The organism is Cyclobacteriaceae bacterium, from assembly GCA_013141055.1.
Lineage (GTDB): Bacteria > Bacteroidota > Bacteroidia > Cytophagales > Cyclobacteriaceae > ELB16-189.
The window spans coordinates 1,117,774-1,133,405 of record JABFRS010000002.1; the positions used below are offsets into that span (position 1 = coordinate 1,117,774).

Below are 15,632 nucleotides of genomic sequence, written 5' to 3' on the forward strand. Positions count from 1 at the left end.
AAAATTAAAAAATGGGACAGCGGTTAATACTTATCATATCATCTATCTCCGGACTGTTGGCGGTAGGTCTTGGGGCTTTTGGTGCACATGCACTGAAAGGCATCCTCACTGCAAATGGACGAATGGAGACTTATGAACTTGCCACTCGTTATCATTTCTATCACACAATAGCTTTGCTGGTAGTGGGACTGCTGGCGGATAAATATCCCGGAGTTGGCACAGGAGCAATATTTTTTCTGGCAGGCATCATTATTTTCAGCGGAAGCTTATATACACTTTCACTCACCAATCAAACCTGGTGGGGAGCGATAACTCCAATTGGGGGCGTCATGCTTCTGGCGGGATGGGGAAATCTTCTCTGGACTTTTTTCAAAAGCTCAAAGTAATAGCAGACCGTTTATGTAAATCGAAGAAGTGCCGTAATTATAATCAGTTGGGTATTTTCTTTTCCATTACGTTTGCTGTAAACGTAAGCTGACTTCCATCTGCATTGACTGCGTTTGAAATTACAGTTACGACCTTATTCTGCTTCCCAAATTTACCAAGGCTGTTGAAGGCTACTGTTATTTCCCCCGTTTGACCAGGAGCAATAGGATCACGTGCCCATCCTTTTGGGGTAGTGCATCCGCAAGTGACCTGCACATTCGTAATGATCAGTGCTTCCGTACCTGTATTCCGGAATCTGAAAATATGTTCGACTTTGTCACCTTGTGCAACGTCGCCAAAATCAAAAACTGACTTCTCCCAGGTGATTACAGGACCCTTGTTTTGGGCAGATACCGAAAAGGCCGTCGCTATGGCGAAGAGTACTAAAAATAACTTCCTCATAATCCGTGATTTTTTACAAATTTAGGCATTATTACACAATCCAATTAAAACCAACCCTTGGATAAAACGGTTCAGGAATTTTATGGGGACCGATTGAGGACACGGGTTTGCGGATTGTCTGTGAAGAGCGAGAAAGTGCTTCTGGTCAATCATTTTGGACTTTATAGCCATGATTTTTGGGCTCCTCCAGGTGGAGGAATTGAATTTGGGCAGACGGCTCAAGCTAATCTTGAGAGGGAATTCCGAGAGGAAACTGGTCTTGAGGTTAAAGTGGGTGATTTTCTCTTCGCCTGCGAGTTTATCTCAGCTCCATTTCACGCAGTTGAGCTTTTTTTTGATGTGGAGGTGATGGGTGGCGATCTTTTTAAAGGCTTTGACCCTGAAACAGGAAAAGAGAATCAGATAATTTCAGAAGTGAGATATCTTTCTTTTGAGGAGATTAATAAAATAAGAGATGTGAATAAGCATGGGCTCTTTAAAAGGGCCAAAAGCGTTCAAAATCTCATCGACCTGAGGGGATATTTGAAAATTTAGAATGAAATATTCAGAATGAACTAAAAAACTGAAAATTGAGCTTAAAAATCTCAAAAAACGAACTTATTATTGCAAGCTAAACCTGAACCACAATGAACCTGACGAAAATTCTTACGGTAGTTTTATTGGGCGCGAGCCTTTATCTCGGATATTATCTCTACAGCGGAGTACAAAAAGTCATTGACGATCGTGCTGTTATTGAATCAACAGAAGCTGCTGTTATCGAAAAGCTTAAGCTGATCCGCGAAGCTGAGTCCGTATATCAGGAACAGAATGGCAGATATACCGCCAGCTGGGATACTCTGGTTCGTTTTATTGAAACCGGCCGTGTGCCGATCTTGCAAAGAAAAGAAATCATCGAGCAGCAGGCGTATGGTGGTGAAAAGGTTACTATCAAAACCGATACTCTTGGTTTTGTATCCGCAAAAGAAAGAATTTTCAAAAAGAACTATTCAATGAATGCTACGGAAGACGGAACATTCATGGGTTATAAGGTTAAGGTCGGAGATGTTGTTGTGAAGAACATGAAAGCATACTCTATCAAGGTTAGCAGCGACCGCACCAATGAGCCTCCATTCCAGGAAAAAGGTACAGTAGAGAGTCTTGCTGATCTCAAAGCAGGTGATGCTGTTACAAAAGGAAAAATGTTGATCAACTATTCAAATTACGTCTTCAATCCTAACACAGATCTTACCAAGATCGGAGAAGTTCCAGGAAATCCAGGATTGATGTTTGATATCTATGTTAAGAAAATTGACAGAAACGGATTGATGGTTGATGTGATCGAAGTAAAAGATCCAAAACCAATTAACCCTGCCCGCAAGGACAGCAACGAACAAAAAACTCGCAAGCCATTGCGCTTCGGTTCAAGAACCGATGTTGCAACCGCTGGAAACTGGGAATAAAAAATTATTTTGTCATCAATTGCCACGCGTCATAAACTGATCAAGAAGATCAAGGATGAGAAGTTCGATGAAGAACAACTTCAGCGTTACGTTCTGCTGACTCAAATTGGAGCAAAAGATTTTCAGGCGGCTGTCATCGATAGTGATGACAACCGCCTTATTTTTTTTGAGGACTATGTGTTTAATGAAGTCAGCACGCAGGCAGAGTTACAAGAAGCCCTTCAGTCTCTTTTTGATTCACATGAATACCTTCTCGCCGGCTTCTGGAAAGAGGTGAAGGTTTCAATCAAGAACAACAAGTTCATCCACGTTCCATCGGCTTTATTTATCGAATCAGCCGCCGCCGATTATCTTAAGTTCAATGCGATTCTGGATGCCGACAAGGAATCCGTTCAGATATGCCGAAATGAGAAATCTGATGCGGTAACCATTTTTGCTTTACAGAATGACATGCTGCAATGGCTAAAGAAAGTATATGTTAACTCTACTGTAAATCTTTTTCATCAGTCTTCAGCACTTATAGAAGGAGTACTGGCTTCGGAAGTAAACGTTAAGAATCAGCCTCTTTATGTTTATGTTGATCGATTTAAGCTTCATGTTCTTTTTGTTCAGGAAGGCAAGCTTATTTACTACAATCAGTTTTTGATCAAACAGTTTACCGATTACGTAAAGTATATCATGCTAGTGATGAAGGCAATGGGACTTAATCAGGAAACGAGCCCAGTAGTGCTCTGGGGTTACATTGGAAAAAATTCCCCGCATTATCAGGAATTTGTCAAGTATGTCAGAAATGTTTCTTTTGGAGATCGTCCTACCCATTTAAAATTTGGTTATCTGTTTGATGAAGTACAGGAACATCATTTCTTCGACTTGTATTCATTGAACCTTCTTCCAATATGAAGCGAATTGCCCTCTTCCCCGGATCATTTGACCCATTTACCAAAGGTCATGAGGATATCGTACTTCGTGGGCTGATCATGTTCGATGAGATTCACATTGCCATTGGCTACAACAGTCAGAAAGACAAACGATATTTTAAGATCGAAATGATGATTGAGAAGATACAGAAAACTTTTTCTCAGTATCCTCAGATCAAAGTGCTGACCTATTCCGAGTTAACGGCAGAGCTTGCCCGGAAATTAAATGCTAATTATTTATTGAGAGGATTGCGAAATACTACCGATTTCGAATATGAAAACAGTATCGCCCAGGTAAATCGCTATCTTAATAATGAACTTGAATCTGTATTCCTGATCACTTCTCCTCAGTTTGCTGCAATCAACTCCTCGATCATCCGTGAGGTACATCGCTATGGTGGTGACGTATCACCGATGCTGCCTTACGAACTTTAATGGTTTCGTGCCAGGGATAATCCTGGTAAATAAAATTCAGATCAACGTCTTGGCTTGGCTTTTTCCTTTTTCTTGTAGTATTGCTCAAGCACAAACCGAATGGAATTATAGGAATTCTCCAGAGCATGATAGACTTCCTTTTGTGTCATCCATCGCACGTCTTCAATATCTTCGTCGACCTGAGGTCTTAGCTTAGAATCATCCAGCAGATCCATTACATACCAGCGTGTTTTTTTTAACATACTGTTCTTGTTCATGGTATAGGTATGCCATGTTGTGCAGATCTTTCTTCCCACCTTAACGCTTACGTTGCATTCTTCTTCCACTTCCCTCACAGCAGTCTGCCGATAGCGTTCACCACTCTCCTTTTTACCTTTTGGTAAATCCCATTTCTTCAATCGATAGATCATCAGAAACCGATCTTTTTTCTTGATGAGACCGCCAGCGGCTTTAATGACCTTGAACTTACTTTTCAGAAAAACCTTAACGGCCTCATAGTCCTCAACCGTGATATCCAGGGACAGAAGATGAGATGGAATTTTAGTGTTGACGAGATCAAGTATGGTATTAAGGTGCTGCACATTCGCCCCTTTGATGAAGACATGGTTGAGCAATTTTGCCTTCGTGACAGATTCTTTATGGATATCTATCTGAGAATTGAAATTTCCTTCTTCTGGCTGGGTGCCCGGTTTCCAAAGCCGGACTGGAATGTCGTTTACAAAGAGATTCATACGTACTTAGCCCTGCAAAAACACGAATATTTTTCAAACGACCAACCGTAATTTTCAGTCTTTTTAAATGTTGGTCTGTGGTCATTTCATGATAAATTGCCGCTTCTATGAGCACAAAAATCATGGAGGTTACGGCCGGGCCGATAGCTTCCAAATTAATGGAAATCGGAGCGATCAAGCTTAGCCATGAAAAGCCGTTCACCTGGAGCAGCGGATGGAAATCACCAATCTATTGTGATAACCGACTAAGTCTCTCCTACCCGGATGTGCGGTCTTACGTTAAGCGATGCCTCGCTCAGGCAATTCGTGATCACTTTCCGAAAGCAGAGGTTATTGCTGGAGTAGCGACTGCTGGGATTCCGCAGGGAGCTTTGGTCGCAGAAGAATTGCAGCTTCCCTTTATTTATGTCAGACCCAAGCCAAAAGATCATGGGATGGAGAATCTTATCGAAGGCAAAATCGAAAAAGGACAGTCTGTTGTTTTAGTAGAAGATCTTATTTCAACAGGAGGAAGTTCTCTGAAGGCTGCAACAGCTCTTCGCGATGCGGGAGCAACCGTTGCTGGAATGGTAGCAATTTTTACCTATGGATTTGATGCTGCTGTCGAGAATTTTGAAAAGGAAAATGTAAGTCTTGTTTGCCTCAGTGATTTTAACCATCTCCTTCAGGAAGCTTTAAGAAAGAAATTCATTACAGAAGAGCAATTGATTTATATCAAAGCCTGGAGACTGGATCCGGCAAACTGGAAATAGAATATCAGATGGAGAAGAAGCATAAACTTTTGGTGTTAACCGGAGGTGGTGATTGTCCCGGATTGAATGCAGTAATACGCGGCATAGCAAAGCGTGCCAGGAAGCAAAGGGACTGGGAAGTCTACGGAAGCATTGAAGCGTTTGGTGGTGTATTCAGCATACCAACAGAGATTGTCAAGCTCACACGAAGAATGACAGCTGGTATTCATGTTCGTGGTGGCACTATTTTAAAAACAACGAATAAGGGTAATCCTTTAAAATTTCCAATGCTCCAACCCGATGGGACAATACGGTTTACGGATCGTACGGATGAATTGGTTAACAAGATCAAAGAACTAGGATTTGATGCGGTGATTAATATCGGAGGAGATGGTTCACAAAGAATTTCGGATGCACTTTATAAGAAAGGATTAAATATCATTGGTGTACCGAAGACAATTGATAATGATCTTGCAGCTACTGATATCACCTTTGGATTTCAGACAGCTGTTCAGATTGCTACCGATAGCTTTGATAAATTGGTAACTACCGCTGAAAGTCATCATCGTGTGATGATTATGGAAGTGATGGGCCGTGACACTGGATGGATTGCATTGCACACTGCAATTGCTGGTGGTGCTGAGATATGTTTACTGCCGGAAATCCCATATGACATTAATAAAATTGTTAAGAAGATCAATCTTCGGTACAAGAGAGGTAAAGGATTTGTAAATATTGTTATCGCAGAAGGTGCTAAACCAAAGAACGGATCGGCTACCTATGCAGCAAGTGAAAAAGGCTCCGAGCATGTAAGACTGGGCGGGGTTGCCTATCAATTATCAAAACAGCTTAAGGATGCTGGCTGTACGGCAGAAATCCGGGAAACCGTATTAGGACATGTTCAGCGTGGAGGAAGTCCTCTGGCATTTGATAGAATTCTTGCGTCTCTTTACGGAGTACACGCATTTGAATTGGCAGCCGCTGGAAAATTCGGAAGGATGGTCTCATACAGGAATAACAATATCACCTCTGTTACACTCGAAGAAGCAACAAAGGAGTGCAGCTATGTAGATAAGAATTCGAATATGGTAAAGGCCGCAAAGGGATTGGGAATTTCTTTTGGGGATTGAAATAGAATTAATAACGAATCAACGAACTAATTATATGAAAACAATTAACGATATCAATTTTGCGGGCAAGCGAGCTCTGATCCGTGTTGACTTTAATGTTCCTCTGGATAAAAGCTTTAAGGTTACGGATGACAATCGCATTCGCGCGACAATACCAACATTAAAAAAGATCTTAAAAGATGGAGGAAGCTGCATCCTCATGTCTCATCTTGGGCGACCTAAAGACGGTCCTGAAGAAAAATATTCTTTGAAGCATACTATTTCTACAGTTGAGAAGCTTCTTGGAGTTAATGTTCAGTTCGCAAATGACTGTATCGGCGAGGACGCTAAGGCTAAAGCTGCTGCTTTAAAAGCAGGCGAAGTTTTGTTATTGGAAAATCTTCGTTTTTACAAAGAAGAAGAAAAAGGTGATCTGGCTTTTGCGGAAAAACTTTCAAAACTTGGAGATATTTATGTTAATGATGCTTTTGGCACAGCTCATCGTGCACATGCCTCAACAACAATCGTAGCTCAGTTCCTGAAAGAGAAGTGCGCTGGACTTGTTATGGCAGCAGAACTTGACAATGCAAAGAAAGTGATGGAGAAGGCTGATAAGCCTTTCACGGCAATCATGGGGGGCGCGAAAATTTCCGATAAAATCCTGATCATTGAACAATTACTTGATAAAGTTAATCACCTGATTATTGGCGGTGGAATGTCGTACACGTTCTTTAAGGCAATGGGTGGAAATATTGGTAAATCTTTAGTAGAAGAAGATAAGCTCGCTCTTGCGAAAGAACTCATCCAGAAAGCAAAAGCAAAGGGCGTAGAACTTCACTTGCCTATTGACTCTGTCGCTGCAGATAAATTTGACGCTGAAGCAAATACTCAGATATCGATGAACACAGCCATTCCTGATGGATGGATGGGACTTGATATTGGCCCTCAGGCGCAACAGGTTTTTGCAAAAGTTATTGAAGAATCAAAAACCATCCTTTGGAATGGTCCGATGGGTGTTTTTGAAATGAAGAAATTTGAAGCAGGAACCAAGTCCGTAGCGGAAGCAGTTGTACGTGCTACTGAAAAGGGGGCTTTTTCTCTCATCGGTGGTGGTGATTCAGCGGCAGCAGTTGCTCAGTTTGGCTTTGCTGAAAAAGTGAGTTACGTATCTACCGGAGGCGGCGCTTTGCTGGAATATTTTGAAGGTAAAGTGTTGCCGGGAGTAAAGGCGTTAGAGTAAGGATTGAATCAGTGTTATCCGTTATGAGTTGTCAATGATGAATGAACTCATCAGGTTATTCAAGGTTATTATACTGATCTTCTGCCTGGTCCTTGTACTTGCAGGGGCGACTTTAATGCTGCGCTATAATCCTAAGGCTTTCGAAACAGTCACAATAGCAGAACCCGAAAAGCCAAAACTTTGGGAAGCACCGGACATTAAAACTCTTTCAAAAGATAAAGAAGACGAGCGAATTCTTTATGGTCGCGAACTGATTTCACATACCTCTGATTATCTCGGCCCCAACGGGTCTGTGATGAAGATCAGCAATGGCATGAACTGCCAGAATTGTCATCTCGAAGCCGGCACTAAACCTTTCGGAAATAACTTTGGATCAGTAGCTTCAACTTATCCAAAGTTTCGCGCACGCTCAGGAGGATTTGAAAGCATTGAAAAAAGGGTAAATGACTGCCTGGAGAGAAGCCTCAATGGGAATGCAACGCTTGATTCTCTGTCGAAGGAAATGGTAGGCATAGTATCATACATCAAATGGCTAGGCAAAGATGTCTCTAAAGAAAGTAAAGCTGCTGGTTCAGGATTTGTTGAAATGGTCTGGCTCAACCGTCCTGCTGATCCTGCTGCCGGAAAAAAACTTTACATGATGAAGTGCCAGATCTGTCACGGGAACTCTGGTGAAGGTCAGCGCATTTCTGCAAATAGTCGATTTATTTATCCACCTTTATGGGGAGAAAATAGTTTTACTACTGCCGCTGGCTTGTTCCGGATCTCAAACTTCAGCAAGTACATTGTAGCCAATATGCCTAACGGCGCGACATATGATAGTCCATTACTAAAAGAAGAAGAAGCATGGGATATTGCTGCATTTGTTTTAACAATGCCACGACCTGACAAGAAATTTTCACAGGACTGGCCAAAGATTGAAACCAAACCAGTAGATCATCCTTTTGGACCTTACGCCGACAATTTTAGTGAACAACAGCATAAATTTGGACCCTTCAAGGAAATCCTGGAAATGAAAAATGAAAAATGAAATTACTATGAAATACACTTTGATACTTATGATTGTTTTTGTCACTGCGTTGGCGAAAGCACAAACTTCACAAGTTGTTGATAACAAAATTCACAAGATCGTGATGCAGTTTACAGTGGGTGACTCTACGGAGCAGGCATCAGTGGTAGCACAGGTGGCTAACATCCGATCGGCGTGGCCAAAGTCACAGATCGAGGTAGTTTGCCACAGTTCAGGACTGGATGTGATTGTTGCAGGAAAATCCAAAGTTTCTAAACAAGTAGCTGATCTTTCTGCTCAGGGGATTGTTTTTGCTGCATGCAACAACACCATGAAAAGAAGAAATATTAAGAAAGAAGATCTATTGTCTTCAGCAGTGGTTGTACCTTCCGCTATGGTTGAAATAGTTTCAAAGCAGGAAGAGGGATGGGCATATGTGAAAGGCGCTCATTAGAACTAAGTAAATCAGGATTTACGTAATACCCAGTATTCGTCATACTTGATTACTTCCTGATCGACCATTTCCCTGACAACTTCAATAAAAAGATGGTGATCATCAGGATTAACAGCAGTCTCGAGTTCATCGACGGTCATGGGCTTTTGCGAAACAAGCTGTAAGACCTGATCTTCATAACCTTTAAAGGATGCATGATCATGCGTTTTTTTCTTGTTGATACACACGTCACACATTCCACATTCGTCGTAAGAAAGTTCATCAAAGTACTCCAGCACCACCTGCATGCGGCATCGGTGGGATTGCTGAGCAAATTCAATCATCGCTTCTGACTTCTTCACGGCAAGATCCCGTCGCTCATTTAATCGAACCTGATTTAAATGCAAGTGATTTGCATCCTGACGAGGAGTAAGAAAAGTAATTTGAGGCCTGTCGGAAGCCGGTTCATATTCCAGCACCTGAAGTTCCGATAACTGATTCAATAATATCTGAACATCCGCAGCAGCACCTTTAAGGCTTTTTGCAATCATCGTTTCCGAAATCGGAATAAAATCTGAAAACATTTCTGCTCCATACAATCGAAGCAAGGCTTTTATCAATGGGTCATACTTCTCATTGGCAACCTGAAACTCATAAAGGTGTGATTTATTTGTATGAAAATGAATACGTGACGAGCGATAAAAACTCTCGCTGAGTTGAACTAATCCTTCTTCTTCAAGTTTCTTTAAAGCAGAAAATGCCGCTGCTGATCGGAAGTTGAATTTTGCACAGAACTCTTCCAAATCGAAATCATAGCTCTCACCATCACTGCTTCCCATCGCTAGTTGAAGGTAGTTGGCGAGACCCTGATAGATTTTTTTCAGGTATTCAGTCGACGGATGAGATTGCTGAACTTTACTTCTTAATCCCACAACATCAGCTTCGTGGAAGACTAAGGCTGCAAATGATCTACTCCCATCACGCCCTGCACGTCCTGCCTCCTGATAATATGATTCGAGATTTTCAGGGATATCCACATGAATCACTACCCGCACATCCGATTTATCGATGCCCATACCAAAGGCATTGGTGGCAACCATGACCCGAACTTTATTATTGATCCATTGCTCCTGACGCGACATACGATCAGCGTGCGTCAGACCAGCATGGTAAAAGATGGCATTGATATTCTGCCGACCAAGCCATTTGCTTAAATCAACTGTGGCTTTTCGTGAACGCACATAAACAATTGCTGTTCCTGGGACATTCCGCAAAATCTCCAGAAGTTTTTTCTCTTTATTCTCTGTCTTTCGAACTACAAATGAAATATTCTCGCGCGCAAAACTTTTCTTAAAGATTAATGGATCCCTTAAGCCAGCTTTGCTTACAATATCATTCTGAACAATTTTGGTGGCGGTAGCGGTTAGCGCAAGAAACGGAACCTCAGGTTTTATTTCCCGCAACGCATTGATCTCAAGATATGGGGGCCGAAAATCATAGCCCCATTGAGAAATACAATGTGCTTCATCAATTGCAATTAAACACACATTCATTTTACGAAACCGTTCTAAAAAAATATCTGTCTTCAATCTTTCTGGAGAAACATAGAGGAATTTGAATTTTCCGTACACACAATTATCAAGAGCTATGTCAATCTCACTACGGCTCATGCCAGAATAAACTGCCAGTGCCTGGATACCCCGAATCCGAAGTTGCTGTACCTGATCCTGCATGAGCGCTATCAATGGACTAACAACAATGGTAATTCCATCCATCGCAAGACCTGGAACCTGAAAGCAGATGGATTTACCACCCCCTGTAGGCAATAGTGCCAACACATCTTTTCCTTCTAACGCACCTCGGATAATTTCACGTTGTGGAAGACGGAATTGGTCATGGCCCCAGTATTGCTTTAAGATTGATTCAGGTGATAGCACAGTGAATATTAAATCGTATGATCACCAGTTAAGAGACTGCTTATTCAGGAAAGCATCGATTCCCCTTTTGCAATCTTCCGTATTACGGGCTATTGCATTCTGCTCGGAAGCAAAGTCAAGTGCTTCCTCCAGCTTCATGTGCTGGACATCAGAGATCATTTTCTTGGTGAGAGAAAGTGATTGAGCAGAAGTTGTTGAGATCAATCTGGATGCAAAATTCTTTACTTCAGTTTCAAGAATATTTTTAGCGGCAATTTTTGTCACGATCCCCAATGCCCTTGCCTCCTCTGAGGCGAAGAGCTCACCAGTGAGAAGAAGTTCTTTGGCTTTTCCCTCTCCTATTTTTCTTAACAGGAATACCATTACGATTGCAGGAACAAATCCAATCTTCACTTCAGTGTAACCAAATTTCGCTTCAGGCACGGTGTATACAAAATCACAGACAGTAGCAAGTCCGCAACCGCCGGCGAGTGCCGCGCCTTGCACCTGAGCAATCACAATTTTACTTAATGTGTATATCTGAAGAAATAGTTCTTTAAGGTGCTTTGAGTCTGCCAGATTTTCCTCGTAAGAGAATCTCTGAAGATTCTGAAGGTATTGAAGATCGGCACCGGCGCAAAAAACTTCACCATTTGCACGCAAGACAATGATTTTTACCGCATCGTCTGATTCCATTTTAGCAAAGGCAGACTTCAGTTCAGTCACCATTTCAGGACTTAATGCATTCCGTTTTTCGGGACGATTAAGCGTGATGAAGCCAATGCGTTCTTCAACTGATATTTCAACGAGTGCCATAGATACAAAAGTGGATTAAAGATAATAAAAGCTGTTCGATGTCCTTCATCATAATTCCACCACAAAAGCACCTTTCTTCAAAACAGAGTGACATTCTTTTTTCATCGATACGGCTTCCTTTTCTATTTTTTCGCTGTATCTGATGGAATTACTGGAATCCAGAATCAAATGCTTAAAACTGATTTTCTCTTCCAACATTTTTAGCGACATGAGAGAGTTGTTGCTCACAATTAAATAATCAATGCTGAGCTTTGTGGGTAATTTAGAGAGCTTTCTGTACAGCCAAAGAAAAGTTTTACCATCACGATGATATATCTGCAGTGTTCCTTGATTGAAATTTGTTTGTGCATCAATATCCATGGCACCATTAACTAATCTATTGGAAAGCAAATGGAACTTGATGTTATTTCTATCAACTATGATGGCAGAGTCTCCTATGAAATAAGAATGTCCTTTCTCGCTCCACTCCATCGCAGTATGACCCTGAACTCTATAAACCGTCCATCGCGATTTCTTAACATCATTTAATAAATGTTCCCATGACAAAAATGAGAAAAGCAGAACTCCCACTACAATCATACTCATCCATTCAATTTTTTTAAAATGAATCAGCATTAGTCCTGCCAGAACTATTCCGAACAAGACATAACATTGAGTCGCAGAAATGTATACATCGCTAATCAAACTATATGGGATCTTTTCCACAATGAAAATTCCCTCATTCAGAATTCTTACAAACCATTCCATTGCAATCCCAAGGTATGTTGATACATATGGTATCGCGCTGACGAGTATTAAAAGAATACCTCCCACCAGTACAACGAAAGATCCGGGAATGATGAAAAGATTAGCAATCATAAAGTAGACCGGGAACTGATGGAAATAATAAAATCCCATAGCAAACGTGGCAATCTGTGCAGCAATGGAAACACAAGTCAATTGCCAGGCCCAATTCGCAATAGCGGATTTTGCTTCCCAAAGATTGTAGATCGGTCTTTGCATGTAAACAATTCCCAGTACCGCCAGATACGATAATTGAAATCCAACCGACATGATAAGATAGGGATCATAGATCAATAGGCAGAAAGCTGAAGCCGCGAGTGTATTATAGATATTTGTGCTTCTTCCAATAGGTTTTGCGACTGCCACAAACGTAAACATCATCACTGCCCGCAGGACAGAAGGTGACAAACCCGTTAAAAAAGCATATCCCCATAGCAAGACAAGACTTAAAATTGCTACAATCCAGTTGGCACTGTTGCTCTTTCCTAATGGCTTAAAAAAGAAAATCAGTATCCCATAAATGATACTGACGTGCAATCCAGAAACCGCAAGAACATGCATGGCTCCGCTCGCTGCATAAGCATTTAGTAAGTCCGTATCTAATCCATCTGTAACCCCCAAAACAAGAGCTGTTACGATTGCACGCTCACGTGATGAAGAAATTGTTTTTTTTACTGCAGCGACCGACCAGTTTCGGGCACGATGAGCATAAAACAGTAATCCTTTATCTTCTGATTTTTGAATCAACTTCCACTCCCCTGACTTGACAAACTGCTGATGATAAATATTTTTAAAGCGAAGGAATTCTTTAAAGTCAAACTCATGGGGATTGTATGCAGATTCCAATACTTTAGGCTGACCCTTAATCAAAAGAATATCCCCATAGTCTGGATCAACAATATTCTGATCCTTTGGCCAGTATAATGCGACCTTGGCATAGGAACTTTGCCAGCCCTTCTCTGTTCTCACTTTTATTACCAATCCTATTCTCTTGAAAGATCTTTCCTTTTCTTCCGCAGGTGTTATCAGTTTTATCTGATAGGCAAAAATCGGATCATTAAATTGTAGTAAATGATCCTCGCGACCTGATTCATTCTTTAGTAAAACATTGAGATATCCTGCTATAAAAACTGATGTAAGTCCAAGAACGCCGGAGACCAGCTTTATCTCAGGAGATTTTCTCAGGATAGACCTGGCCAGGAAATAAATAGTCATGAAAACCAGCAACAGGATAGTCACTGATTCGAAAGAAATCAGGTCAGGTTGATAGATGCAAAGAAGAACTCCGGCTATAAAAACCGCTGCAATCCTCACCATGGCAAATGGAATCCACTGCATGGTAGAATTTAAGGAATGTGCTGGGAATCATCAACAGTATAGAATTAACATCACGTGTTAATATCCGATAAGGTCGTACGTTTTAATTGGAGGGCGTAGTACTGGATGTATAAGCGAGAATAATATCCTTAACCAGTCGGTGTCGAACAACATCTTTCTCGCTAAGCTCTATAAACCCAATTCCACTAATATCCTTCAAAATCTTTGTAGCCTCTTTTAAACCCGACCGTTGATTGCCAGGTAAATCAATTTGAGTAACATCGCCTGTCACAATCATTTTAGATTCTGGACCCATGCGGGTTAGAAACATTTTCATCTGCATCGGTGTAGTATTCTGCGCTTCATCCAAAAGTATAAATGCATTATTTAATGTACGACCTCGCATGTATGCCAATGGAGCAATCTCTATTATCTCACGCTCCATATAATACTGTAACTTTTCAAAAGGAATCATATCTCCCAATGCATCATAAATAGGGCGCAGGTACGGATCAATCTTTTCTTTAAGGTCACCTGGCAAAAATCCCAGGTTCTCTCCTGCTTCCACCGCGGGGCGTGTAATGATGATCTTCTTTACTTGCTTGCTTTTGAGAGCTTTCACAGCCATAGCCACCGAAATATAAGTCTTACCCGTTCCGGCAGGCCCAAGTGCAAAGACAAGGTCGTTGTCTTTTACAGATTGAACCAATCGTTGCTGATTAACTGTCTTGGCCTTGATCGGATGTCCTTTTGTACCAAACAAGAGGACACCGTCCGGTGAGTCATCCGGAATATATTGCTGCTTCTCCTGGCTGATATAGCCGCGCACGCTTTCTTCGGTCACTCTTCCAAATTGATGGAAATGATCGATGAGGGAATTCAAAACTTCGGATATCTGAGTAACGTCGGCCTGCTCTCCTTTAATAAGGATCTCATTGCCTCTTGACACAATCCGGCTTTTGGGAAATGCAGATGACAGCTCGTTGATATTCTTATTGCCTGTCCCAAGAAAGTCGACCAGGGAAACGCTGTCTAATGTGATGGTTTTTTCGATCAATGAATTAATAATGAAAATGATTTAATTTCGTAGCAAAACTAATCAATAAACGGCTTTTCCTAATAAACGGTTCAGTCGGGGAAAATCTAAATGGCCATTGTCACTCTTCTTACCGATTCTGGAGAAAGCGACCACTATGTGGCGGCAATTAAGGCTAAAATCCTCAGCACCAATCCAGGCTTAACGATTGTGGATATCAGTCACAAAATCAACGCCTGCGACATTGCCCACGGCGCTTTCGTTCTAAAATCAGTATTTCGTGACTTTCCAAAAGGGACGGTACATATCGTAGCAGTGGATGCTGCTGGAAATCGGGGTGATGCCTTTATTGCCATGAGCCTTGAGGAGCATTTCTTTGTCAGTGTCGATAATGGTTTGCTTGGATTAGTCAGCGATAAAGTCCAGCAAAATCTTGTGGAATTGAATTCGATAAATCCAGTCACCACCTCTTTTCCAGAAAAAGATATTATGGCACCCGCTGCTGCACGATTGGCAAGTGGGGTTTCCATCTCAACATTGGGGAAACCAATGGCATCTTTTAAGAAAATGACGGATCGCCATGTAAAGGCTACGAAAAAGCAAATACTTGGCCATGTGATTCGTGTTGACAATTTTGGAAATCTGATAACAAATATTGAAAAGGATACTTTTGAAATTCTCAGTAAAGCGAAGGTTTATACCGTCAGTTTTGGTGGAGAAAAGATGAGGAGGATACACACTAATTATCACCAGGCCGAACAGGGTGATTGTTTTCTGCTCTTCAATGCACTCGGACTTCTGGAGATTGGTATCTACAAAGGTAATGCGAGTGAGCTGCTGGGACTTACTTATGATAGTCCTGTAAACATCATATTTGAGGAATAAGCCATTA

General features: G+C 41.5%; 16 protein-coding genes and 1 pseudogene. 11 read left to right on the forward strand and 6 right to left on the reverse strand.

What is annotated here, in order from left to right:
- Positions 1–11: 11 nt before the first annotated feature.
- Complete coding sequence (locus tag HOP08_19525; GenBank protein NOT77121.1) at positions 12–386, forward strand: DUF423 domain-containing protein; 375 nt, start codon at positions 12–14, stop codon at positions 384–386.
- A gap of 43 nt (positions 387–429) precedes the next feature.
- Here HOP08_19525 and HOP08_19530 read toward each other — a convergent pair whose 3' ends face one another.
- Positions 430–828, reverse strand: coding sequence for a DUF1573 domain-containing protein (locus tag HOP08_19530; protein NOT77122.1), 399 nt, complete (start codon positions 826–828; stop codon positions 430–432).
- 30 nt (positions 829–858) lie between these two features.
- Here HOP08_19530 and HOP08_19535 point away from each other — a divergent pair.
- The 4 genes and pseudogenes from HOP08_19535 to coaD all read left to right on the forward strand — a co-directional run bounded on the left by HOP08_19535 (position 859) and on the right by coaD (position 3,619).
- A pseudogene (locus tag HOP08_19535) lies at positions 859–1,362 on the forward strand (NUDIX domain-containing protein).
- 92 nt (positions 1,363–1,454) lie between these two features.
- On the forward strand, positions 1,455–2,267 hold the full coding sequence (locus HOP08_19540) for a hypothetical protein (GenBank protein NOT77123.1): 813 nt from the start codon (positions 1,455–1,457) through the stop codon (positions 2,265–2,267).
- Positions 2,268–2,276: 9 nt separating this feature from the next.
- Complete coding sequence (locus HOP08_19545) at positions 2,277–3,167, forward strand: DUF3822 family protein (GenBank protein ID NOT77124.1); 891 nt, start codon at positions 2,277–2,279, stop codon at positions 3,165–3,167.
- The gene (coaD, locus tag HOP08_19550; GenBank protein NOT77125.1) at positions 3,164–3,619 is read left to right on the forward strand and encodes a pantetheine-phosphate adenylyltransferase; all 456 of its coding nucleotides are present in this window, start codon (positions 3,164–3,166) and stop codon (positions 3,617–3,619) included. The genes HOP08_19545 and coaD overlap by 4 nt, the downstream gene beginning before the upstream one ends.
- A 41-nt stretch (positions 3,620–3,660) precedes the next feature.
- Here coaD and HOP08_19555 read toward each other — a convergent pair whose 3' ends face one another.
- A complete protein-coding gene (locus tag HOP08_19555; GenBank protein NOT77126.1) occupies positions 3,661–4,350 on the reverse strand; it encodes an NUDIX domain-containing protein in 690 nt (229 codons plus the stop codon).
- Between the two features lie 122 nt (positions 4,351–4,472).
- On the opposite strand from HOP08_19555, the gene HOP08_19560 reads away from it, so the two are divergent.
- Genes HOP08_19560 through HOP08_19580 form a run of 5 tightly spaced genes read left to right on the forward strand, consistent with a single transcriptional unit; the run spans position 4,473 to position 8,893 of the window.
- Positions 4,473–5,102 (forward strand): orotate phosphoribosyltransferase, encoded by a 630-nt coding sequence (locus tag HOP08_19560; protein NOT77127.1) that lies wholly within the window; start codon positions 4,473–4,475, stop codon positions 5,100–5,102.
- A gap of 8 nt (positions 5,103–5,110) precedes the next feature.
- Positions 5,111–6,211, forward strand: a complete 1,101-nt coding sequence (locus HOP08_19565; protein NOT77128.1) for an ATP-dependent 6-phosphofructokinase — start codon at positions 5,111–5,113, stop codon at positions 6,209–6,211.
- A 34-nt stretch (positions 6,212–6,245) separates the two neighbouring features.
- Positions 6,246–7,430: a phosphoglycerate kinase gene (locus tag HOP08_19570; protein NOT77129.1), complete on the forward strand. Its 1,185-nt coding sequence runs from the start codon at positions 6,246–6,248 to the stop codon at positions 7,428–7,430.
- Positions 7,431–7,464: 34 nt separating this feature from the next.
- Positions 7,465–8,460: a c-type cytochrome gene (locus HOP08_19575; protein ID NOT77130.1), complete on the forward strand. Its 996-nt coding sequence runs from the start codon at positions 7,465–7,467 to the stop codon at positions 8,458–8,460.
- Positions 8,461–8,467: 7 nt separating this feature from the next.
- The gene (locus tag HOP08_19580; GenBank protein ID NOT77131.1) at positions 8,468–8,893 is read left to right on the forward strand and encodes a hypothetical protein; all 426 of its coding nucleotides are present in this window, start codon (positions 8,468–8,470) and stop codon (positions 8,891–8,893) included.
- 11 nt (positions 8,894–8,904) lie between these two features.
- On the opposite strand, the gene HOP08_19585 is transcribed toward HOP08_19580, so the two are convergent.
- From HOP08_19585 to HOP08_19600, 4 genes are all read right to left on the reverse strand, one after another.
- The gene (locus HOP08_19585; GenBank protein NOT77132.1) at positions 8,905–10,809 is read right to left on the reverse strand and encodes a RecQ family ATP-dependent DNA helicase; all 1,905 of its coding nucleotides are present in this window, start codon (positions 10,807–10,809) and stop codon (positions 8,905–8,907) included.
- A 21-nt stretch (positions 10,810–10,830) separates the two neighbouring features.
- Complete coding sequence (locus HOP08_19590) at positions 10,831–11,604, reverse strand: enoyl-CoA hydratase/isomerase family protein (protein ID NOT77133.1); 774 nt, start codon at positions 11,602–11,604, stop codon at positions 10,831–10,833.
- Positions 11,605–11,652: 48 nt separating this feature from the next.
- On the reverse strand, positions 11,653–13,725 hold the full coding sequence (locus tag HOP08_19595) for a ComEC/Rec2 family competence protein (GenBank protein NOT77134.1): 2,073 nt from the start codon (positions 13,723–13,725) through the stop codon (positions 11,653–11,655).
- Between the two features lie 82 nt (positions 13,726–13,807).
- Entirely contained in the window at positions 13,808–14,761 is a 954-nt protein-coding gene (locus HOP08_19600) for a PhoH family protein (protein ID NOT77135.1), read from the reverse strand.
- Between the two features lie 90 nt (positions 14,762–14,851).
- On the opposite strand from HOP08_19600, the gene HOP08_19605 reads away from it, so the two are divergent.
- Positions 14,852–15,625 carry an SAM-dependent chlorinase/fluorinase gene (locus tag HOP08_19605; GenBank protein NOT77136.1) on the forward strand — a complete coding sequence of 258 codons (774 nt, stop codon included), beginning with the start codon at positions 14,852–14,854 and terminating at the stop codon, positions 15,623–15,625.
- Positions 15,626–15,632 lie beyond the last annotated feature (7 nt).

Coding starts and splice junctions, on each gene's coding strand:
- HOP08_19525 (NOT77121.1), top strand. CDS start 12: ATGGGACAGCGGTTAATACTTATCATATCATCTATCTCCGGACTGTTG.
- HOP08_19530 (NOT77122.1), bottom strand. CDS start 828: ATGAGGAAGTTATTTTTAGTACTCTTCGCCATAGCGACGGCCTTTTCG.
- HOP08_19540 (NOT77123.1), top strand. CDS start 1,455: ATGAACCTGACGAAAATTCTTACGGTAGTTTTATTGGGCGCGAGCCTT.
- coaD (NOT77125.1), top strand. CDS start 3,164: ATGAAGCGAATTGCCCTCTTCCCCGGATCATTTGACCCATTTACCAAA.
- HOP08_19555 (NOT77126.1), bottom strand. CDS start 4,350: ATGAATCTCTTTGTAAACGACATTCCAGTCCGGCTTTGGAAACCGGGC.
- HOP08_19560 (NOT77127.1), top strand. CDS start 4,473: ATGGAGGTTACGGCCGGGCCGATAGCTTCCAAATTAATGGAAATCGGA.
- HOP08_19565 (NOT77128.1), top strand. CDS start 5,111: ATGGAGAAGAAGCATAAACTTTTGGTGTTAACCGGAGGTGGTGATTGT.
- HOP08_19570 (NOT77129.1), top strand. CDS start 6,246: ATGAAAACAATTAACGATATCAATTTTGCGGGCAAGCGAGCTCTGATC.
- HOP08_19575 (NOT77130.1), top strand. CDS start 7,465: ATGATGAATGAACTCATCAGGTTATTCAAGGTTATTATACTGATCTTC.
- HOP08_19580 (NOT77131.1), top strand. CDS start 8,468: ATGAAATACACTTTGATACTTATGATTGTTTTTGTCACTGCGTTGGCG.
- HOP08_19590 (NOT77133.1), bottom strand. CDS start 11,604: ATGGCACTCGTTGAAATATCAGTTGAAGAACGCATTGGCTTCATCACG.
- HOP08_19595 (NOT77134.1), bottom strand. CDS start 13,725: ATGCAGTGGATTCCATTTGCCATGGTGAGGATTGCAGCGGTTTTTATA.
- HOP08_19605 (NOT77136.1), top strand. CDS start 14,852: ATGGCCATTGTCACTCTTCTTACCGATTCTGGAGAAAGCGACCACTAT.